We start from the raw sequence: 19,756 nt of genomic DNA on the forward strand, positions 1-19,756 counted from the left end.
TCCTCGATCGATGCGCCGGGCGTCAGACGGCCGCGCGATAGGCGCCGTAGCGGCCGTGGCTGTAGACGAGCGGATCGCCTGCCCCGAGGCGTACGGCCCTGACCGCGCCGAAGACCAGCGCGTGGCTATGATGCTCGATGATCCGCTCGACCTCGCAGTCGACCACGGCGAGCGCCCCTTCGAGAAGGCTCGCGCCGGTCTCGAGGATGGTCCAGTCGGCACCGAGATAGCGGTCGGCGCCCTTGGCGCCGCCACGTCCGGCGAAGCGGTCGGCGACGCCCTCCTGGTGTGCCGCCAAGAGGTTGACGCCGTAGTGGCCGAAGCGACGGACCACCGGAAGCGTCGAGGACGAGAGGTTGAGCGAGACCAGCATGGTTTCCGGCTCCATCGACAGGGAATGGGCCGAGGTGACGGTGGCGCCCGTCCGATCCGCGCCGGTGCCTGCGGTGACGACGCAGACACCGCCGACGAGGTGGCGCATCGCATCCTTGAGGCCGGGCGCGGCCGGGGGCGCGGCCAGCTTGCCGGCGTGGGAATGGCTGCGGATGAAGGGAGCGGTGATGGACATCACGAGACCTTGAGCGACAGATGGGAGGCAGGCGCGGCGGCAGACGCCGTGCGCGCAGACAGATGGGCGGACGCGCCGGCATGGCGCGGGGCCAGGCGATCGCCCTCGCCCAAAAGGCGGCGGCGCAGCGTGCCTTCGGCGTAGGCGGTCTTGTAGCGGCCCCTCGCCTGCAGGGCGGGAACCACGAAGCGGGTGACATCGTGCCAACATTCCGGCACGACGGTTCGGGTCAGGTTGAACCCGTCGATCTCGCCCTCGTCCACCCAGCGCGCCATTTCGGCCGCCACCGTGTCGCCGGAACCGACGAGGAGCGGATAACGGCCACCGAGCTTCAGTCCGTCGAGGAGCTGGCGCTTCGACAGGCCCTTGCGGCGTGCCGCGGCGGTAGTCGACTGGATGGCGTTGGTCGGGCCGTAGGCGATCTCGTCGTCGGGGCCGTAGCGCGAGAAGTCGATGCCGCTACCGGCCGCAAAATGCGCAAGACCCGCCTCCGGGCTGGCATGGGCGACATAGTCGAGAAGTCGCTCCTCGGCCTCGGCGTCCGTCGCGCCGGTAACGACGCTGAGACCCACGAAGATGCGGATGTCGTCGGCTCGGCGCCCGGCCGCGACGACGGCCGCACGAAGCTCGCGCGCGGTGCGGCGCGCGGCCTCCGGGTCGGAAGCCGAGATGAACACGCATTCAGCATGGCGCGCGGCAAAACGCTGCCCCCGGCCCGAGGTGCCGGCCTGAAACAGGACGGGCGTTCGCTGCGGCGAGGGTTCCGACAGGTGATAACCCCGCCCCTTGTAGTAGGGGCCGTCATGCCGGATCTCGTGGATCGCGGCGGGGTCGGCGAAGACGCGCGCGTCCTTGTCGCGGCGCACGGCGTCCTCGTCCCAGCTCGTTTCCCAGAGCTTGTAGAGGAAGTCGAGATAGTCGTCCGCCCGATCGTAGCGCTCGTCGTGCTCGGCCATGGCATCGCGCCCGACGGCTCGGGCTGCGCTGTCGAGATAGCCGGTGACGATATTCCAGCCGATCCGCCCGTCCGTCAGGTGATCGAGCGTCGAGAAGCGGCGCGCGAAGGTGTAGGGGTGTTCGACCGCCGTGTTGACGGTGACGCCGAAGCCGAGATGCTCGGTCACGGCGGCCATCGCAGGCACCAGCAGCGTCGGGTCGTTCACCGGCAACTGGATCGCTTCGCGCGCCGTCAGGTCGATCGAGCCGCCGTAGACGTCGTAGACGCCGACGATATCGGCGATGAACACGGCGTCGAAGAGACCGGCCTCCAGCGTGCGGGCGAGTTCGGTCCAGTAGCCGATCGTCGTGTAGTCCTGCGACCGGTCGCGCGGATGCGTCCACAGGCCGTGGTTGATGTGGCCGACGCAGTTCATCGTGAACGCGTTCAGAAAGATATCTTTGCGGGCCGTCATGCCGTGTGCTCCTCGGGTCGCGCCGCGGCGCGAGAAGCAACGGTGCGCAGGGAAGGTATGGTCGCGGGCGCTCTTCCGCCACGTCGAGAGGCCGGGAAGAGGGTCGCCGCGACAGGCACGAGCGGGTGGAAGCGGTTCATCGCCGCGTTCCCGGTCAGCGAGCGCGCAGGCGGCGGACGGCGAAATCGCCCGCAAATTGCACCACCGAGACCAGCGCCACCAGGATGACGATGACGACCAGCATCAACGTCGTGTCGAAGCGCTGGTAGCCGTAGCGGATCGCCAGATCCCCGAGCCCTCCGGCCCCCACCGCCCCGGCCATGGCCGAGGCGCCGATCATGGTGACGAGCGTCACCGTGAAGCCGCCGACAAGGCCCGGCAGCGCTTCGGGCAGGAGGACGTGACGGATGATGTGCCGCCGCCGGCATCCCATCGCCTGCGCCGCTTCGATCAGGCCGCCGTTCACCTCGCGCAGCGAGACTTCCGCGATGCGCGCGAAGAAGGGCGTCGCCGAGATCGACAGCGGGACGATCGCCGCCCAGACGCCGATCGTGGTGCCGGTCAGAAACCGCGTGAGCGGCAGGAGCGCGACGAGAAGTACGATGAAGGGCGTCGCGCGGAAGCCGTTGACGATCGCCGACAGGACGCGGTGCGCCACGGGCGCCGCTACGATGCCGCCCGGCGACGAGAGGACGAGGAAGAGCGCCAGCGGAACGCCGGCCAGAAGCGCGATCCCCGCCGAGATGCCGACCATCGAGAGCGTGTCGAGGAACGCCTGCTGGAGGCGCGCGATCATCGCGTCAGACATAGCCGAGAACCTTCGCCTGCGTGTTCGGAATGGCGTCCAGATCGAGCCGTCCGGCGCCGAGCCTGACGGCCAGGAGGAGGCGCCCCTGCGTGTGGCCGCCGATCCGCTCGAGTGCCGCGTCGACGAGGCGAAGGCTGCCGGGGAAGCGCGCGGCGAGGAGCGCCAGATCGGGCTCCGCCGCGCCGAGATAGCGAAGTTCGACCAGCGCCTCGTCGCCGTCCGTACCGCGCGGCTCGGGCGTCAGGCGTGCCGCGAGATCATCCGGCAGGCTGCGCGTCAGCGGTGCGAGCAGCGCCTTCGTCGCCGGATGGGCGGGCCGACCGAAGACCTGCCAGACCGGCCCGGTCTCGGCGACCTCGCCGCGATCGAGCACCAGCACGCGGTCGCAGATTTCGCGGATCACGCTCATCTCGTGCGTGATCAGGATGATCGTGAGCCCGAGCTTGCGGTTGATGTCTTTCAGGAGCGACAGGATCTGAAGCGTCGTCTCGGGATCGAGCGCCGACGTCGCCTCGTCGCAGAGAAGGATCTCGGGGCCGGACACCAGCGCCCGCGCGATGCCGACGCGCTGCTTCTGGCCGCCCGACAGGCGCGAGGGATAGACGCTCTCCTTCCCCTTGAGGCCGACCAGCGCCAGCACCTCGGCGACGCGCCGGTCGATCTGGGCACGTGGGGCGCCGGCGACGCGCAGCGGCAGGGCGACGTTCTCGCGCACGGTCTTGGCCGATAGGAGGTTGAAGTGCTGGAACACCATGCCGACCCGGCGCCGGAAGGCGACCAGCGCGTCGGCGCCGAGCGCGGCGACGTCCTCGCCGTCGACGAGGACGCGGCCTTCGGTCGGCGTCTCCAGCCGGTTCACCAGCCGCAGGAGGCTCGACTTGCCCGCGCCCGACCGGCCGATGATGCCGAACACCGAGCCCTCGGGCACCTCGACGTCGATGCCGCCGAGCGCCCTGACGTCGCCGGACGCGGGGCGATAGGTCTTGCCGACGCCCTCGAAACGCACCGAACCGGCGCGACGGCCTGCGAGCGGGCGCTCCGCCGTCCTCGACGCCTCGCGCGCGAACGAGGGAAGCGAGGCGGCAAAGCCCGATCGGGCGAGCGGAAGGGCGAGTTCGGACATGACAGTACCTTCGGATCGGAACCGGGACATGGGCGACGGGCCAAGCCCTCAGTTCTCCCAGGCGATCGTGTAGAGCTTCGGATCGTTGGCGAACGCCGTGCCGATCGCCTCGCGCACCTTGGGCGAGGTCTGGAAGATCTCGACGAACCTCGCGATGTTCGGGTCCGCGGCGCGGTCCTTGGCGACCACGAAGCGGATGGCGAACTGGCGATCGTCGATGCCGGAATAGATGAGGCCGCTCGCCGGATCGAAGGCCTTGGCCGCGACGATGAAGTGCGGATAGCCGAGCGCGAGGTCGACGTCGCCGGTGACGCGCACGAGTTGCGGCCCCTAGACTTCGGTGAAGCTGAGGTTCTTCGGGTTCTCGACGATGTCGTCGAGCGTGCCCTTGAAGCCGACGCCGTCCTTCAGCTTGATGAGGCCCGCTTTTTCCAGAAGCAGCAGGCCGCGCCCCTGGTTCACCGGATCGTTGGCGATGGCGACCGTTCCGTTCTCGGGGATCTCGTCGAAGCTTTTATGCTTCAGCGAATAGAGCCCGATATTGGCGAGCGTGCCGGTGCCCACCTCGGCACACTCGTAGCCGCGCTCGGCCACGGCGTTGTCGAGGAAGGGCTTGTGCTGGAAGTAGTTGACGTCGATGTCGCCGGCCGCGAGCGCGATGTTGGGTGTCGTCCAGTCCGAGAACTCGACCACCTCGACGTCGAGCCCCTCGGCCTTCGCCTCCTCGGCGGCCGCCGCGACGGAATCGGCATAGGCGCCAGGCGTGACGCCGACCTTCAGGGCGTCGGCATGAGCCAGGGAGGACAGCCCGAGGACGGCGGTGGCGATGCTGGCGAGAAGAAGCGTCTTCATAGGTTCCGGGCTCGAGCTTGCGGTGGGTGGCATCAGCCCGCGCTGTGCTGACGGCGTCGAACCTGCCATCAGGATAAGCCTTCAATATCTACCGACAAAGTATATTATTCTGTTTGCGTTCGACGGGACGGATTCCTTTTCCGGCGTCCTGAACCTCTCGGCGACGGAGGGATGCAGCACGCCCTGAGCGCCGCAGCAGGGCCTTGGATGGATCGCCGCGGGCGGCCGGGCGCGGCCGGCTTCGACCTGGTCCACTGGCTGCACGAGCATATGGAAACCGCGCCTATACGCGCGAACTCGACGCCTATGGCTTCGTCGGCGGGCAAGATCGGTGCGCCCCTCGATCCGCAACATCGACCGGCTTGCCTTGTGCTCCCGTTCATCCGATCGGCCGCCCGAAATTTGCGTTCCGGCCATCGAAATGAATAAAATCTACCTGTTAAGTAGATATTAGCCGCGTAAGCTTTCAGGCATCCAGCGACCTGAAGGGTTCCGCTCATGACCGTCCGCATTCTCGGCATTTCCGGCAGCGTCCGCCGCCCATCGCGCACCACAACGCTGGTGGCGCAACTGACCAATCGCATCGCCCATGCGCTCGGCGGAACGGGCGAGGTGATCGAACTCGTCGACGCCGCGCCCCACCTCCTCTCGGCCTTGGAGCGCGATGCGCTTGGCGAGACCGGCCGCGACCTGATCCGCCGGATCGAGACCGCCGATGCGCTGGTCGTCGGCACGCCGGTCTATAGGGCCTCCTACACCGGCGCCCTCAAGCACCTCTTCGATCTCGTCGATCACCGAGCCCTCTCCGGCCGGCCCGTCGTGCTCGCGGCGACCGGAGGCAGCACGCTGCATGGCCTCGTGACCGAGCACCAGCTTCGCCCGCTCCTCTCCTTCTTCGGCGCGATGACGCTGCCGACGACGCTCTACGCCACCGAGGCCGACTTCGAGAGCTTCGCGCTCACCGACCCCGCCATCGCCGCCCGCGTCGAGCGCGCCGCGCGCGAGGCCGCTCAGCTGATCGCGGCGCGGCGCCGCGCCCCGACCGCCGTCCCCGCCCCGATCGCCATCGGCGGTTGATCCAACCGTTCCGCCAGGGAGAACCGACATGAGCCATTCCGACGACAACCAGCCCACGAAGTTCGCCTACTGGGTACCCAACGTGTCCGGCGGTCTCGTGATCTCGAACATCGAGCAGCGCACGAGCCACGATCCGCAATACAACGTCGAGCTGGCGCAGGTCGCCGAGGCGGCGGGCTTCGACTACGCCCTCAGCCAGATCCGCTTCACGGCCGGCTACGGCGCCGACGAGCAGCACGAGAGCGTCTCGTTCAGCCACCACCTCCTGGCGAACACCACGCGCCTCAAGGTCATCGCGGCCATCCTTCCCGGCCCATGGAACCCGGCGTTGGCGGCCAAGCAGCTCTCGACCATCAACATCCTGACCGGCGGGCGCGTTGCCGTAAACATCGTGTCCGGCTGGTTCCGCGGCGAGTTCCACGCGATCGGCGAGCACTGGCTTGATCACGACGAGCGCTATCGCCGGTCGGAGGAGTTCATCCGCTCGCTGCGCGGCGTGTGGAACGAGGACGCCTTCTCCTTCCGCGGCGACTTCTACCGCTTCAACGACTACGCGCTGAAGCCCAAACCCGTCGATCCGCAGCCGGAAATCTTCCAGGGCGGCTCATCGCGTGCCGCGCGCGACATGGCCGCTCGCGTGTCGGACTGGTACTTCACCAACGGCAACACGCCGGAAGGGCTCGCCGCGCAGGTTCAGGACATCCGGGCCAAGGCCGCCGAGAACGGCCGTTCGGTGAAGGTCGGCATCAACGCCTTCGCGATCGTGCGCGATACGGAGGAAGAAGCGCTGGCGGTGCGCGACGAGATCGTCGCCAAGGCGAACCCGGAGGCCGTCAACGCCTTCGGCCACGAGGTGAAGAACGCCGGCAAGGCGTCTCCCGAGGGCGAGGGCAACTGGGCGAAGTCCACCTTCGCCGACCTCGTCCAGTACAATGACGGCTTCCGCTCCAACCTGATCGGCACGCCGCTCCAGGTCGCCGAGCGCATCGTCGCCCTCAAGCGGGCGGGGGCCGACCTGATCCTTCTCGGCTTCCTCCACTTCAAGGAAGAGGTCGAGTATTTCGGCCGCACGGTGATCCCGCTCGTGCGCGAGCTGGAAGCCGCGGGCGAGGCCCGGGCCATCGCGGCCGAATAGCCCCGCATCGGCCGCCGGACGGACGGCCGACCCCTCCCATCGTCAGGACCACCGAGATGACGGCTTTCCTTCTGGATGTCGCGCAGGGCTTTGCTGCGCCGTCCGACCAGTCCGACGTGCGGGCCGAACCGCAGGCCGCACTCCTCGAGCGCGGCGGTGCGGCGCTCGCCCTGTCCGGCGTTTCGCTGTCCTTCGGCGGCGTCAGCGCGCTGTCCGGCATCGACCTCGCCGTGCGCCCCGGCGAAATCCGCGCGATCATCGGCCCGAACGGCGCCGGCAAGAGTTCGCTGGTCAACGTCCTCAGCGGCCTCTACCGGCCCGACCGTGGCGAGATCGGGATCGGTGATGAGAGGTTCGCCCGCGTCAGGCCGAGCCGGCTGGCGCATCTTGGGCTCGCGCGGACCTTCCAGAACCTCGCCCTGTTCCGCGGCCTTTCGGTGCGTGAGAACGTCGCTACCGGCCTTGCCCACCGCCGACGCGCCACCTGGCTCGGCAACGTCCTCGGGACGCCCGGCGCGCGCCGCGACGCGCGCGCCGTGGCCTGGGCGGTGGACGAGGTGCTGGCGGAGCTGCGGCTCGGCGCGATCGCCGATCGGCCGGCCGGCGCCCTGCCCTACGGCCTCCAGAAGCGGGTCGAGCTCGCTCGCGCGCTCGTAGCGCGGCCGAGGGTGCTGATCCTCGACGAGCCGATGGCCGGCATGACCGCGACGGAAAAGGCCGAGATGGCCGCCGACATCCGCGCGGCCCACGCCCGCCTCGGCTGCACGATCGTCCTTATCGAGCACGACGTCGGCATCGTCATGAGCCTGTCCGATCGCGTCGCCGTCCTCGACTACGGGCGCAAGATCGCCGACGGCACGCCCGCTGCCGTCTCGACCGATCCCGCGGTCATCGACGCCTATCTCGGCACCGTCCACGCGGAGGCCGCGTGATGACCGACGGTTTCGACTGGCTGTTCTTCACGGAAGTGCTCGTTGGCGGGCTCCTGTCCGGCGTCATGTACGCCCTCGTCGCGATCGGCTTCGTCCTGATCTACAAGACGTCTGGCGTCCTGAACTTCGCGCAAGGGGCGATGCTCCTCTTCTCGGCGCTGACCTTCGTCAGCCTCGTGGAGCGCGGCGTGCCCTTCGCCCTCTCGCTCGTCGCCACGCTTCTCGTGATGGCGCTCCTCGGGCTCGCGATCGAGCGCGCGGTCCTGCGCCCGCTCACCAATCGGCCGCCGATCACGCTGTTCATGGCGACGCTCGGCCTGTCCTACATGATCGAGGGCGCCGCGCAGCTTCTCTGGGGCACGCAGGTCCATGCCCTCGACCTCGGGATCGAGGACCTGCCGTTCGACGTCGGCGGCGTCTTCGTCTCCCAGTTCGACCTCTTCGCCGCCGCGACCGCCGCGACGCTGGTCGCCGCCCTCATCGCCTTCTTCCGCTGGACGCGGATCGGGATCGGCTTCCGGGCCGTGGCCGACGACACCTATGCCGCGCTCGCGGTCGGACTGAAGCTGCCGGTGATCTGGGCGAGCGTGTGGACGGCGGCGGGCGTTGTCGCCCTCGTCGCAGGGCTTCTCTGGGGCGCGCGTCTCGGCGTCCAGTTCTCGCTGTCGCTGGTGGTGCTGAAGGCCCTGCCCGTCCTCGTCCTCGGCGGCTTCGACTCGATCCTCGGCGCCATCGTCGGCGGCCTCCTGATCGGCGCCGGCGAGAAGCTCGCGGAGGTCTATCTCGGCGAATATTTCGGCGGCGGCATCGAAAGCTGGTTCGCCTATGTCGTCGCCCTCGCCTTCCTTCTGGTTCGTCCCGGCGGCCTGTTCGGCAAGCCGGTGGTGGAGAGGTATTGACCATGTCCACCATCGCTCCAGCTGGCATCGCGATCGGCCAGCCCGCGGTCCAACCCCGCCTGCAGGTCCCCCTCCTTCCGCTCGCCTCGCTCGTCGTCGCCTACGGCGTCCTGCCGTTCGTCGGCACCGACTACCTCTTCGACGCCCTCCTCACCCCGTTCCTGGCGCTTAGCCTCGCCGCGCTCGGGCTCAACCTCCTGACCGGATATGCCGGACAGCTCTCGCTCGGCTCGGCGGCCTTCATGGCGGTCGGCGCGTTCGCCGCGTTCAACTTCGACCTCCGGGTTCCCGGCCTGCCCATCCTCGCCTCGATTGCGCTTGGCGGCCTTTCGGCCTCGGCCGTCGGCCTCGTCTTCGGGCTGCCGAGCCTTCGCCTGCGCGGTTTCTATCTCGCGGTCTCGACGCTGGCCGCGCAGTTCTTCGTCGCCTGGGCGCTGACGAAATTCGGCTGGTTCTCCAACGGCAGCGCCTCCGGCGTCATCGACGCGCCGGTGCTGCGGGTCGCCGGATACACCTTCGCCTCGCCCGTCGAGCGCTACCTCTTCGCCCTGACGGTCGTCGCCGGGCTTGCGGCGTTGGCGTGGCGGCTGGTGAACTCGGCCACCGGGAGCGATTTCATCGCCGTGCGCGACGACGAGACGGCGGCCCGCATCATCGGCGTGCCGGTGCTGCGCACCAAGCTCCTCGCCTTCGCCCTGTCGTCCTTCGTGATCGGCGTCGCCGGCGCGCTCTGGGCCTTCGCCTACCTGCGCACCGTGGAGCCGCACGGCTTCAACCTCGATCGCTCGTTCCAGATCCTCTTCATCGTCATCATCGGCGGGCTTGCGACCCTTCGCGGCGCCTTTCTGGGGGCGGCGCTCATCGTCGTCTTCCCGCTTCTCCTGTCGCGCGCCGGCCAGTTCCTCTTCGGCGGCGTCTTCGACAGCGGCGCGCTGGAGATGACGCAGCGGATGATCCTCGGGGCCCTGATCATCGCCTTCCTGATCCTCGAGCCGAACGGCCTCGCCGCCCTTCTCGACCGCCTGACGCGGCGCCTTCGCTCCGCGGCCTGACGCCCCACCGACAACCCGAACAACAACGGAGCCGGAGCGGCGTCGCTTCGGACCACAGTTGGAGTCTGCCCCATGACAAGCCTCAAGCGCCTGCGCACCGCCGCCCTCGCCACCGCGCTCGCCCTCACCGCCCTCGGCATCGCCGCCCCCGGTTCGGCGCGCGCCGACGAGCAGTACTTCCCGCTCCAGAGCTATCGCGTCGGCCCCTATGCCGCCGGCGGCACCGGCTTCTTCGGCGGCTTCATCGACTACCTCAACCTCATCAACACCCGCGACGGCGGCGTGAACGGCGTCAAGCTCACCTGGTCGGAGGGCGAGACGCAGTACGAGGTGGAGAAGGGCGTCGAGGTCTACGAGCGCCTGAAGAACGAGCCGAACATCGCCGCCTGGAACCCGCTTTCGGTCGGCATCGCCTATGCGATGATCGACCGGATCACGCAGGACAAGGTGCCGCTCGTCACCATCAACCACGGTCGCACCGATAGCACCGACGGCCGCGTCTTCCCCTACGTGTTCCCGCTTCTCCTCAACCCCTACAGCGAGACGTCGGGCATCGTGAACTACATCGCCTCCAAGGAGGGCGGGCTCGACAAGCTGAAGGGCAAGAAGATCGCCGTCCTCTACCACGGCTCGCCCTACGGCAAGGAGACCATCCCGATCTACGAGCTGCTCGCCGAGAAGTATGGCTTCACGCTGACCCAGATCGAGGTGCCCCACCCCGGCAACGAGCAGCAGGCGCAGTGGCTGATGATCCGGCGCGCCAAGCCCGACTATGTCGTCCTGCGCGGCTGGGGCGTGATGAACCCGGTGGCGCTGAAGACCGCGCAGAAGACCGGCTTCCCCGTCGACCACATCGTCGGCAACGTCTGGTCGAACTCGGAGGAGGACGTAAAGCCGGCGGGCGACGCCGCCAAGGGCTACACCGCGATCACGACGCAAGCCTCGGGCAACAGCTACCCCGTGGTGCAGGAGATCGTGCGCACGCTCTACGACAAGGGCGAAGGCAACCTCGCCGACAAGGAGCGCATCGGCTCGGTCTACCACAACCTCGGCATCGTCAACGGCATCCTCAACGTCGAGGCCATCCGCATCGCTCAAGCGAAGTTCGGCCAGCGCACGCTGACGGGCGACGAGGTACGCTGGGGCTTCGAGCACCTGCAGCTCGACCCCGCCCGCGTCGAGGCGCTGGGCGCCAAGGACCTCTTCCACTCGATCAACGTCACCTGGGACAACCACGAGGGCGACGGCTACGTGACCTTCCAGCAATGGGACGGCGCCAGGTGGAACGTCGTCTCCGACTGGATCGCGCCGGACTGGGCACTGCTTCGCCCGATCATCGAGACGTCCGCCGAAGCCTATGCCGCCGAGAAGGGCATCACCCTGCGCACCGCAGCCGACGCCGAGACCGTGGCGAGCGGCAAGCAGGCGGCCGCGCAGTAGCGCGGCGAAGGGAGCCGCGTCCCCTTCGCGGCTCCCGCCCCTTTTTCCGAACCACCGGAGGCTCGCATGTCCGCTGCCGCACCGCCGATCCTCGCGCTCGACGCGGTCCACGCCGTCTACGACGCGTCGATCCTCGCCCTCTCCGGCGTGTCGCTCGCCGTCGGACACGGCGAGATCGTCGCGATCCTCGGCTCGAACGGAGCCGGCAAGTCGACCATCCTGAAGGCGGTCTCGCGCCTCCTCAAGGCCGAGCGCGGGCGGCTGACGGAGGGGCGCGTCCTCTTCGAAGGCGAGGACACCGCGTCGCTTTCGCCAGGCGATCTCGTGCGACGCGGCCTCGTGCCGGTGCTCGAGGGGCGCCATTGCTTCAAGTCGCTCACCGTCGAGGAGAACCTCGTGACCGGCGCGATCGGCCGCGGGTCCTCGCGAACCGAGGCGTCCAAGGATCTCGCCCGCGTCTACGCGACCTTCCCGCGCCTTGCCGAGAAGCGCCGGCTCGCCGCCGGGCTCGTGTCGGGCGGCGAGCAGCAGATGGTGGCGATCGGCCGCGCCCTGATGGGCCGCCCCCGCCTACTCGTCCTCGACGAGCCGTCGATGGGGCTGGCGCCCAAGGTCGTCGAGACGATCTTCGACGCGCTCGCCGAGCTCAACCGCCGCGACGGACTGTCGATCCTCGTCGCGGAACAGAACTCGGCGGTCGCGCTGCGCCACGCCGACCGCGCGGTCGTCATCGAGCACGGCGCATCCGTCTTGGCCGGTTTCGCCGCCGAGCTTCGCGCCCGCGACGACATCCGCGCCTTCTACCTCGGCCTCGGGTCTGCCGCCCCGGCCACCGCACCCCATCCCTGATATTTTAAGACAAGGAGCCCTCCCATGACGATCGCCGGACAGAAGATCGAAGCCGCCGGGTCCGCCGTTCCGGGCGTGCCGCGCCCGACCGCGCCCGCCCACATCATCCGGGACGACGCGGATGCCATCGCTGCCGCCCACGCGATCGCCGAGCGCATCCGCCCCGGCGCCGCCCGGCGGGACGCCGAGCGCATCTGGCCGGTCGAGGAGCTCGACGCCTATTCGCAGTCCGGCCTCTGGTCGATCAACGTGCCAAAGGCCTTCGGCGGCCCCGAGGTCTCCTACGCGACGCTCGCCAAGGTGATCGAGATCGTCTCGGCCGCCGATCCGTCGATCGGCCAGATCACGCAGAACCATCTCGGCGTCGTGGCCGCGATCCGCACCGTCTCGGACGAAGCGCAGAAGGCGCTTCTCTTCGCCGAGGTGCTGAAGGGCGTGCGCTTCGGCAACGCCTTCTCCGAGTTCGGCTCCAAGCGCGCGGCCGACTTCGAGACGCGCTTCGTCGACGCAGGCGACCATGTCGTCGTGACGGGGCGCAAGTTCTATTCGAGCGGCGCCCTCCTCGCCCACCTCGTGCCGATCGTCGCGCTCGATGAGGAGGGCCGCGCCTGGTACGCCATCGCCGATCGGAACGCCGAAGGTCTCACCGTGATCGACGACTGGTCCGCCTTCGGCCAGCGCACCACCTTGTCGGGCACCGTCATCCTCGACGGGGTGAAGGTGCCTAAGACCCATCTCGTGCCGGGCTACAAGGGCTACGAGGTGCCGACGGCCGACGGCGCGATCTTCCAGATCATCCAGGTCGCCGTCGACACCGGCATCGCGCGTGCCGCGATCGAGGACACGATCGACTTCGTGCGCACGAAGTCGCGCGCCTGGGTCGATTCCGGACTGGAGCGCGCCTCCGACGATCCCTACACGATCCAGGCCGTCGGCTCGCTGACCGTGCGCCTCCACGCCGCGCAGGCGCTGCAGGACCTGGCCGGCCACGCGGTGGACCGCGCGGTCGCGGACCCGACCGCCGAGAGTGTCGCGGCCGCCCAAGTCGCGACGGCCGAGGCCAAGATCCTGTCGACCGAGATCGCGATCGAGGCGACCAACAAGTTGTTCGAGCTCGCCGGCACGCGCTCGACGCTCGCCGAGCACGGCCTCGACCGCCACTGGCGCAACGCCCGCACCCACACGTTGCATGATCCCGTGCGCTGGAAATACGCGATCGTCGGCCAATACGCCCTCAACGGCGTCAACCCGCCCCTCCACGCCTGGAGCTGATTGTCTCCCCTTCGAAGGATTGTCCCATGTCGGAACACAGCTATAAGCTCGTCGAAGTGGTCGGCTCCTCGCCGGTCTCGATCGAGGATGCGATCTCGAACGCGATCGGCGACGCCTCCCGGTCGCTGCGGCACATCCGCTGGTTCGAGGTCGTCGAAACCCGCGGCCATGTCGAGGACGGAAAGGTCGCCCATTATCAGGTGACGCTGAAGATCGGTTTCACCCTCGAGAGCTGACGGCGCCAAGGCCCGCCGTCACAGCCATCCAACGGAGCGTTCCATGCCCGAATCCCGCTTCGCCTTCGTCAAGGCGCAGTGGCACGCCGACATCGTCGACCGTGCGCTTCTCGGCTTCACCGAGATCATCCCGTCCACCCGGGTCGACGTCTTCGACGTTCCCGGCGCCTTCGAACTGCCGCTGATGGCGCGCGATCTCGCCGCGACCGGCCGCTACGACGCGGTGGCGGCCGCCGCGCTCGTGGTCGATGGCGGCATCTACCGCCACGACTTCGTGGCGCAGGCGGTGGTCGACGGGTTGATGCGCGCGGGGCTCGACACCGGCGTGCCGGTGCTGTCGGTCTCGCTGACGCCGCATCACTACCAGGAAACCGACCACCATCGCGGCATCTTCCGGGAGCACTTCGTCGAGAAGGGGCGCGAGGCCGCCCGAGCGGCCTTGGCGATCGTGGCCCAGCGCCGGCGCCTGGCCCCTCTCCCCGTAGCTGCCGCCTAGCTGCCCGCTCAGCCCGGCGCCGGCGCGGCGTGTCCGCCTTCGGCTCCGGGCGACCGATCCTTCGACGTCTCGCCATGTCCGTCCGGGTGCCCCGTCTCGCTCGGTTTGATGCGGAACCAGGCGACGTAGAGCGCAGGAAGAAACAGGAGCGTCAGGACGGTTCCGACGATGATGCCGCCCATCATGGCAAAGGCCATCGGCCCCCAGAAGATCTCGCGCGAAATCGGGATCAGGGCGAGCGAGGCGGCGGCGGCCGTCAGCAGGATGGGCCGCATGCGGTGCTCCGTGGCATCGAGCACTGCGTCCCAGCGGCCCCACCCCTCGCGGATATGGTCCTCGATCTGCACGATGAGGATCACCGAGTTGCGGATCAGGATACCGATCAGCGCGAGCACGCCGAGGATGGCGACGAAGCCGAGCGGCGCGCCCGAGGGAACCAGCGCCGCGACGACGCCGATGAGGCCGAGCGGGGCGACGGCGACGACCATGAAGAGCCGCTGGAAGCTCTGCAGCTGGAACATGAGGATGGTCGTCATCGTCAGGAGCATCAGCGGCAGGACGCCTGCGATCGGCCCTTGCCCCTTGGCGCTTTCCTCGACCGCGCCGCCGACGGCGATCGAGTAGGACGCCGGAAGCTTGGCGCGCAGCGCCTCGATCTGCGGCGCCAGTTCCTGGTCGATCGTGGCAGGCTGCACGTCCGAGATCACGGTCGCCTTGACGGTGATCGTCGGCACGCGGTCGCGCCGCCAGATGAAGGGCTGTTCCATCTCGTAGTCGAAGGTGGCGACGGCGGCGAGCGGAATGACACGGCCGTCCTGTGTGTTGAGCTGGAGATTGCGCAGCGTCTCGATCGAGTTGCGCTCCTCGTCGCTCGCCCGGCTGACGACGTTGACGAGATAGATCGCATCGCGGATCTGGGTGGCCGTGGTGCCGCCGACGACGTTGCCGAGCGCCGAGGCGATCTCCTGTGAGGAAATGCCGAGCTGGCGGGCCTTGTCCTGCAGGACGTTCACCTTGACCACGCGTGCGGGCTCGTTCCAGTCCATCGTCACGCGGCCCATGTTGGGATTGCCGCTGACGATGCCGGCCACCTCCTGTGCCCGTTCGCGGACCGCCTCGAGATCCGGACCGCTGACGCGGTACTGGATCGGCCGCCCGACGGGAGGGCCGAGGTCCATCGTATGGACGAAGACGTCGGTTCCCACGAACTCGCGCTCGCCGATGTCGCGGAGCTTGGCGATCACGCGGTCTCGCGCCTCGACGTCGGGCGTCATGATGACGATCTGGCCGTAGTTCGGGCTCGACGGCTGCACGTCGAAGGACAGGACGAAGCGCACCGCCCCCTGGCCGACATAGGACGACCAGTAGGTGACGTCCGGATCGTCCCGCAGGTTAGCCTCGAAGCGGTCCATCTGCGCGCGCGTCTCGTGGATCGAGGTGTTCTGCGAGGCCGTCCAGTCGACGATCACCTCCGGTCGGTCCGAGGTCGGGAAGAACTGCTGCTGGACGAAGCCCATGCCGAAGATCGAGCCGGCGAAGAGCGCGACCGTGACGAGGATCGTCAGCCATTTGAAGCGCACGCAGAACCGAAGAAGCCCGGCGAAGACCCGCCCGAGCCAGCCCCGCTTCTCGGAATGCTTCTTCATCGACTTGGGCATGAACGTCACGCCGAGGACCGGCATGAAGAAGACGGCGACGATCCACGACACGATGAGCGACACCGCGATCACGACGAAGAGCGTGAAGGTGAACTCGCCGGCGGCGCTGCTGTTGAGCCCGACGGGCATGAAGCTCGCGACCGTGACGAGCGTTCCCGTCAGCATGGGAAAGGCCGTCGAGGTGTAGATGTAGGTCGCCGCCTTGTGGAGGTCGTCCCCCACCTCCAGCCGTGCCACCATCATCTCGATGGCGATCATCGCGTCGTCGACGAGGAGGCCCAGCGCGATGATGAGGGCGCCGAGCGAAATGCGCTGGAGCGAAATGCCCGCATACTCCATGACCATGAAGGTGATGGCGAGGGTCAGGGGAATCGCCAGGGTGACGATGAAGCCGGCGCGCAGGCCGAGGCTGACGAAGGACACGGCCAGAACGATCACGATCGCTTCGGCGAGGGCGGTCGTGAAGCCGCCGACCGCCTCCTCCACGACGTGGGGCTGGTCGGAGACCAGATGCAGCCCGACGCCGATCGGAAGCTCGGCCTCGACGGCCCGCATCTCGGTCGACAGCGCCTCCCCGAACTCGAGGAGGTTCGCCCCCGCCTTCATGCCGATCGCCAGCCCGAGGGCCGGTTCGCCCTTGTAGCGGAACAGCGCCTGCGGCGGGTCCTCGTAGGTGCGCACGATCCTTGCGACGTCGGACAGGCGAAAGAAGCGGTCGTTGATCCAGAGATTGACGTTGCGCAGGCTGTCTTCCGAGGCGAACTGGCCGTTGACGCGCACCGTGATGCGCTCGCCGTCGGCATCGATCGTTCCGGATGGCACCACCGCATTCTGCGCGGCCAGCGCATCGATGATGGTCTGCTGGCTGAGGCCGAGGGACGCGATCTCGCGAACCGAGAACTCGAGATAGATCACCTCGTCCTGCGCGCCGATCAGGTTGACCTTCCCGACATTCGGCACGCCAAGGATCTTGGCGCGGGCCGCTTCGGCATAGTCCCGCAGCTGGCGCGGGGAGACCCCGTCCGCGGTGAGGGCGTAGATGTTGCCGTAGACGTCGCCGAAGTCGTCGTTGAAGAAGGGACCCTGGACGCCCGAGGGCATCTCGGGCTGGATGTCGCGAATGAGGTTGCGCGCCCGCACCCATTGCTGCGGCACGTCCTCGGCCTGCGTCGTGTCGAGCAGGTAAAGGTAGACGGTGGTCGAGCCCGGCGACGTCAGGCTCTTGGTGTAGTCGATCTGCGGAAGCTCCTCGAGCTTCTTCTCGATCCGCTCGGTGACCTGATTGACCGTGTCCTCGAGACTGGCGCCGGGCCAGTTCGCCTGGATGATCATCGTCTTGATGGTGAAGTTGGGATCCTCTTCCCGGCCGAGGTTGAGGTAGGAGAGAGCGCCCGCCACCGCGAAGACGATCATGAAGTACCAGGCGAGCGAGCGATGCTGCAGGGCCCATTCCGACAGGTTGAAACCCTTCAACGCACGAGCTCCTGTTCGATCTTCACCGCCTGGCCCTCCTCGAGGGAGTTCACGCCGGCCGTGACGACGCGCATGCCCGCATCGAGGCCGGACGTGACGCGGATATCGCCGCCGTCGGTCGCCTCGAACGTGACCGGCCGGCGGGAGACCTTCGGCTCCGCCTTGTCGACGACCCAGACGAAGGCTCCGTCGCCGGCCTTCAGAAGGGCCGTCTCCGGCAGCCGCATCTCCCCCTCGCTCCCGCTGTCGAGCCTTGCATCGACCGTCGTACCCACGCGAAACGACGGCGGCGGATCGAGAAGGGTGATCAGGACGCGCCGCGTGCGGGTGGCCGAATCCGACCGCGGTGCGATCTCGCGGACCTTTCCGGCCGCTTCTTGGCGTGGATCGATCTGGAGGGAGACCCGGAACGGCTGGCCCACGCCAAGCGAGCCGACATATTCGTCGGGGACATCGACGGCCGCCTCGCGGACATCGGCCTGAGCCACCGTGATCGCGGCCTGGCCGACTTCCACGACCTGGCCGACCTCGATCGCGACGCTGGTGACGATCCCATCGGTTTCGGACAGGAGGCGGGTGTAGCCGAGTTCCTGCTTCGCCTTGTCGAGGGCGGAGCGGCGACTGCTGACAGCGGCCTCGGCGCTCGCCAGCTGCTGGTTCGCACTGTCGAGCTGCGCCTGCGGACTGGCGTTCAGCTGCACCAGCGCGACCTGCCGGTCCCGGGTCTTGCGGGCGTTCTCCGCCTGCGCCTCGGCCGCGGCGAGTTCGCCCTGCAGTGAGCGGACAGACAGGGCCTGCGCCTGCGGATCGAGCGAGGCGAGGAGCTCCCCCGCCTCGACGGTGTCGCCGACGTCGACGTCGCGGCTGACGACACGTCCGGCGATGCGGAATGCGAGGTCGCGCGAATAGCGCGGCTCGACGGAACCGGCGAATGTCGGCTCGGCCCGCGCCGACCGTTCCACGACGATCGAAAGAACGGGGCGCACGGGAGGAGCGGCCGGCTGTTCCTCGCCTTCGCTGCAGGCGGAAAGCGCGGCGACCGCCAGCGCAAGGGCGAGATGTCGGAGCCGGATCATGCGGAAGCGTCCTGCGCCACGTCGACGACCTGGCCTTCGCGCAGAAGCTGGGACCCGGCCGTCACGACCCGCTCCCCCGGCTTCAGGCCCGCTTTGACGAGAATGTAGCCCGTCCGGTAGCTGTCGACCTCGATGGAGCGCAGCGAGACCGCGCGCGTCGTCTCGTCGACGACCCACACGGCCGGCCCCCTGGCGTCAGCCGTCAGCGCCCTCCACGACAGCATCGCAAGATCCTGCCGGCGTCCCTGCCCGACCCCGACGACGGCCGCACCCAGCCCCATCTGCGGCGGCGGGTTCAGAAGCGTCAGGCGCACGCGAACCGTTCCGGTCCGATCGTCGAATGTCGGCGAGATCTCACGGACCCGCGCCTTCGCCTCGACGGCGGGATCGCTCACCAGCCGCACCGTCAGTTCGGTCGACGGCGAAGGCTCGTCCAAGAGAAGCGCCTCGTAGACGTCGAACACGGCCTCGCGCTCGCCGTCGTGTGCCAGGGTGAAGACGGGCTGGGCCGCCGCGGCGACCTGACCGGTTTCGGTGCGCCGCTCGGTGATGATGCCGTCGGCATCCGCCCTCAGCTCCGTGAAGGTCAGCTGCTCGCGCGCATTGCCCAGCGAGGCGCGCGCGCTGTTCAGGCTGCCTTCCGCGTTGCGAAGGTCCTCGCGCGCGTTCTCGAAACTGCTTCGCGTGGTGGACCCGCTCTCGAGGAGCTGCTGCTGGCGCTGGAAGGTGGTGCGGGCCTGATCGAACGTCGCCTCCGCCGAGGCGACACTGGCCTGCGCCGCATCGACGTCCGCCTGCTGCTGGGCCGGATCGAGGCGGGCCAAGAGATCGCCGGCGCGCACGCGGTCGCTGACATCGACGAAGCGCTCGACGACGCGGCCGTTGATCTGGAACGACAGCTGGCTTTCGACGCGTGCCGCGACCGACCCCGTCAGCGACAGATCCGCCGCGGTCGGCTCGAAACGGACGACCTCGGTCGCGACCCGCTCCGGCTTCTGTTCCGGTGCGGGTGCCTTGTCACCACAGGCTGTCAGCGCACCGAGCACCACCGCCCCGAGCATCGCCCGGCGCAGTCGATAGCCCGTGATCAAACGTAGCGGCATGCCCATCCGCATCGGCCCCCAAGACATGACGATGCCCCCACGGGGCGAGATGGGGCCAGCGACGCTCGTTCCGCTCGACCCCGACCCACCACGGCCAGCCCCCATTGAGCGCGGTCATATGCTACGTCTCCGTTCCTTTTCAATGGAGCGGGGTGACAGGCGAGACGACAGACCATGCGCCATCTCGCGGCAACTTGTTCCTCCGTTTCGTCCTTCAGCCAACAGGATTGATACGCGACCGTTCGATAAACTGCCCTAAGTCGGCTAGACCCGTTCCGAATCCCGCCCCCCGCGC

At 68.5% G+C, this 19,756-nt stretch carries 17 protein-coding genes and 1 pseudogene; 10 read left to right on the plus strand and 8 right to left on the minus strand.

Annotated features, from left to right (window positions below; translation table 11 throughout):
- Positions 1-22: 22 nt before the first annotated feature.
- From ACLNGM_RS00800 to ACLNGM_RS00820, 5 genes and pseudogenes are all read right to left on the minus strand, one after another.
- The gene (locus ACLNGM_RS00800) at positions 23-568 is read right to left on the minus strand and encodes a flavin reductase family protein (RefSeq protein WP_416356787.1); all 546 of its coding nucleotides are present in this window, start codon (positions 566-568) and stop codon (positions 23-25) included.
- Positions 568-1,980: an LLM class flavin-dependent oxidoreductase gene (locus tag ACLNGM_RS00805; RefSeq protein ID WP_416356788.1), complete on the minus strand. Its 1,413-nt coding sequence runs from the start codon at positions 1,978-1,980 to the stop codon at positions 568-570. The genes ACLNGM_RS00800 and ACLNGM_RS00805 overlap by 1 nt, the downstream gene beginning before the upstream one ends.
- A gap of 154 nt (positions 1,981-2,134) precedes the next feature.
- Positions 2,135-2,788: a methionine ABC transporter permease gene (locus tag ACLNGM_RS00810; RefSeq protein WP_416356789.1), complete on the minus strand. Its 654-nt coding sequence runs from the start codon at positions 2,786-2,788 to the stop codon at positions 2,135-2,137.
- Complete coding sequence (locus ACLNGM_RS00815; RefSeq protein WP_416356790.1) at positions 2,781-3,911, minus strand: methionine ABC transporter ATP-binding protein; 1,131 nt, start codon at positions 3,909-3,911, stop codon at positions 2,781-2,783. The genes ACLNGM_RS00810 and ACLNGM_RS00815 overlap by 8 nt, the downstream gene beginning before the upstream one ends.
- 48 nt (positions 3,912-3,959) lie before the next feature.
- A pseudogene (locus ACLNGM_RS00820) lies at positions 3,960-4,763 on the minus strand (MetQ/NlpA family ABC transporter substrate-binding protein).
- 498 nt (positions 4,764-5,261) lie between these two features.
- Here ACLNGM_RS00820 and msuE point away from each other — a divergent pair.
- The 10 genes from msuE to ACLNGM_RS00870 all read left to right on the plus strand — a co-directional run bounded on the left by msuE (position 5,262) and on the right by ACLNGM_RS00870 (position 14,151).
- Complete coding sequence (gene msuE / locus ACLNGM_RS00825; protein WP_416356791.1) at positions 5,262-5,840, plus strand: FMN reductase; 579 nt, start codon at positions 5,262-5,264, stop codon at positions 5,838-5,840.
- A gap of 28 nt (positions 5,841-5,868) precedes the next feature.
- A complete protein-coding gene (gene sfnG, locus ACLNGM_RS00830; RefSeq protein ID WP_416356792.1) occupies positions 5,869-6,975 on the plus strand; it encodes a dimethylsulfone monooxygenase SfnG in 1,107 nt (368 codons plus the stop codon).
- Positions 6,976-7,031: 56 nt separating this feature from the next.
- Positions 7,032-7,907 (plus strand): ABC transporter ATP-binding protein, encoded by an 876-nt coding sequence (locus tag ACLNGM_RS00835; protein ID WP_416356793.1) that lies wholly within the window; start codon positions 7,032-7,034, stop codon positions 7,905-7,907.
- A complete protein-coding gene (locus ACLNGM_RS00840) occupies positions 7,907-8,806 on the plus strand; it encodes a branched-chain amino acid ABC transporter permease (protein WP_416356794.1) in 900 nt (299 codons plus the stop codon). Before ACLNGM_RS00835 ends, ACLNGM_RS00840 begins: the two co-directional genes overlap by 1 nt.
- A gap of 2 nt (positions 8,807-8,808) precedes the next feature.
- Entirely contained in the window at positions 8,809-9,858 is a 1,050-nt protein-coding gene (locus tag ACLNGM_RS00845) for a branched-chain amino acid ABC transporter permease (RefSeq protein ID WP_416356795.1), read from the plus strand.
- 72 nt (positions 9,859-9,930) lie between these two features.
- Complete coding sequence (locus ACLNGM_RS00850) at positions 9,931-11,298, plus strand: ABC transporter substrate-binding protein (protein ID WP_416356796.1); 1,368 nt, start codon at positions 9,931-9,933, stop codon at positions 11,296-11,298.
- Positions 11,299-11,364: 66 nt separating this feature from the next.
- Entirely contained in the window at positions 11,365-12,147 is a 783-nt protein-coding gene (locus tag ACLNGM_RS00855) for an ABC transporter ATP-binding protein (protein WP_416356797.1), read from the plus strand.
- Between the two features lie 24 nt (positions 12,148-12,171).
- Positions 12,172-13,419: an SfnB family sulfur acquisition oxidoreductase gene (locus ACLNGM_RS00860; protein WP_416356798.1), complete on the plus strand. Its 1,248-nt coding sequence runs from the start codon at positions 12,172-12,174 to the stop codon at positions 13,417-13,419.
- A 26-nt stretch (positions 13,420-13,445) separates the two neighbouring features.
- On the plus strand, positions 13,446-13,655 hold the full coding sequence (locus ACLNGM_RS00865; RefSeq protein WP_055888766.1) for a dodecin: 210 nt from the start codon (positions 13,446-13,448) through the stop codon (positions 13,653-13,655).
- A 43-nt stretch (positions 13,656-13,698) separates the two neighbouring features.
- On the plus strand, positions 13,699-14,151 hold the full coding sequence (locus ACLNGM_RS00870) for a 6,7-dimethyl-8-ribityllumazine synthase (RefSeq protein ID WP_090965365.1): 453 nt from the start codon (positions 13,699-13,701) through the stop codon (positions 14,149-14,151).
- 8 nt (positions 14,152-14,159) lie between these two features.
- On the opposite strand, the gene ACLNGM_RS00875 is transcribed toward ACLNGM_RS00870, so the two are convergent.
- The 3 genes from ACLNGM_RS00875 to ACLNGM_RS00885 are packed head-to-tail and all read right to left on the minus strand — an operon-like array spanning position 14,160 to position 19,461.
- Positions 14,160-17,282: an efflux RND transporter permease subunit gene (locus ACLNGM_RS00875; RefSeq protein WP_416356799.1), complete on the minus strand. Its 3,123-nt coding sequence runs from the start codon at positions 17,280-17,282 to the stop codon at positions 14,160-14,162.
- A complete protein-coding gene (locus ACLNGM_RS00880; RefSeq protein ID WP_416356800.1) occupies positions 17,279-18,358 on the minus strand; it encodes an efflux RND transporter periplasmic adaptor subunit in 1,080 nt (359 codons plus the stop codon). Before ACLNGM_RS00880 ends, ACLNGM_RS00875 begins: the two co-directional genes overlap by 4 nt.
- The gene (locus tag ACLNGM_RS00885; RefSeq protein WP_416356801.1) at positions 18,355-19,461 is read right to left on the minus strand and encodes an efflux RND transporter periplasmic adaptor subunit; all 1,107 of its coding nucleotides are present in this window, start codon (positions 19,459-19,461) and stop codon (positions 18,355-18,357) included. Before ACLNGM_RS00885 ends, ACLNGM_RS00880 begins: the two co-directional genes overlap by 4 nt.
- Between the last annotated feature and the right edge of the window lie 295 nt (positions 19,462-19,756).

Origin of the sequence: Aureimonas phyllosphaerae, from assembly GCF_047943035.1 — a bacterium.
GTDB lineage: Bacteria > Pseudomonadota > Alphaproteobacteria > Rhizobiales > Rhizobiaceae > Aureimonas > Aureimonas phyllosphaerae.

Coding starts and splice junctions, on each gene's coding strand:
- ACLNGM_RS00870 (WP_090965365.1), top strand. CDS start 13,699: ATGCCCGAATCCCGCTTCGCCTTCGTCAAGGCGCAGTGGCACGCCGAC.
- ACLNGM_RS00850 (WP_416356796.1), top strand. CDS start 9,931: ATGACAAGCCTCAAGCGCCTGCGCACCGCCGCCCTCGCCACCGCGCTC.
- ACLNGM_RS00805 (WP_416356788.1), bottom strand. CDS start 1,980: ATGACGGCCCGCAAAGATATCTTTCTGAACGCGTTCACGATGAACTGC.
- ACLNGM_RS00835 (WP_416356793.1), top strand. CDS start 7,032: ATGACGGCTTTCCTTCTGGATGTCGCGCAGGGCTTTGCTGCGCCGTCC.
- ACLNGM_RS00860 (WP_416356798.1), top strand. CDS start 12,172: ATGACGATCGCCGGACAGAAGATCGAAGCCGCCGGGTCCGCCGTTCCG.
- msuE (WP_416356791.1), top strand. CDS start 5,262: ATGACCGTCCGCATTCTCGGCATTTCCGGCAGCGTCCGCCGCCCATCG.
- ACLNGM_RS00855 (WP_416356797.1), top strand. CDS start 11,365: ATGTCCGCTGCCGCACCGCCGATCCTCGCGCTCGACGCGGTCCACGCC.
- ACLNGM_RS00815 (WP_416356790.1), bottom strand. CDS start 3,911: ATGTCCGAACTCGCCCTTCCGCTCGCCCGATCGGGCTTTGCCGCCTCG.
- ACLNGM_RS00880 (WP_416356800.1), bottom strand. CDS start 18,358: ATGATCCGGCTCCGACATCTCGCCCTTGCGCTGGCGGTCGCCGCGCTT.
- ACLNGM_RS00885 (WP_416356801.1), bottom strand. CDS start 19,461: ATGCCGCTACGTTTGATCACGGGCTATCGACTGCGCCGGGCGATGCTC.
- ACLNGM_RS00865 (WP_055888766.1), top strand. CDS start 13,446: ATGTCGGAACACAGCTATAAGCTCGTCGAAGTGGTCGGCTCCTCGCCG.
- sfnG (WP_416356792.1), top strand. CDS start 5,869: ATGAGCCATTCCGACGACAACCAGCCCACGAAGTTCGCCTACTGGGTA.
- ACLNGM_RS00845 (WP_416356795.1), top strand. CDS start 8,809: ATGTCCACCATCGCTCCAGCTGGCATCGCGATCGGCCAGCCCGCGGTC.
- ACLNGM_RS00840 (WP_416356794.1), top strand. CDS start 7,907: ATGACCGACGGTTTCGACTGGCTGTTCTTCACGGAAGTGCTCGTTGGC.
- ACLNGM_RS00800 (WP_416356787.1), bottom strand. CDS start 568: ATGTCCATCACCGCTCCCTTCATCCGCAGCCATTCCCACGCCGGCAAG.
- ACLNGM_RS00810 (WP_416356789.1), bottom strand. CDS start 2,788: ATGTCTGACGCGATGATCGCGCGCCTCCAGCAGGCGTTCCTCGACACG.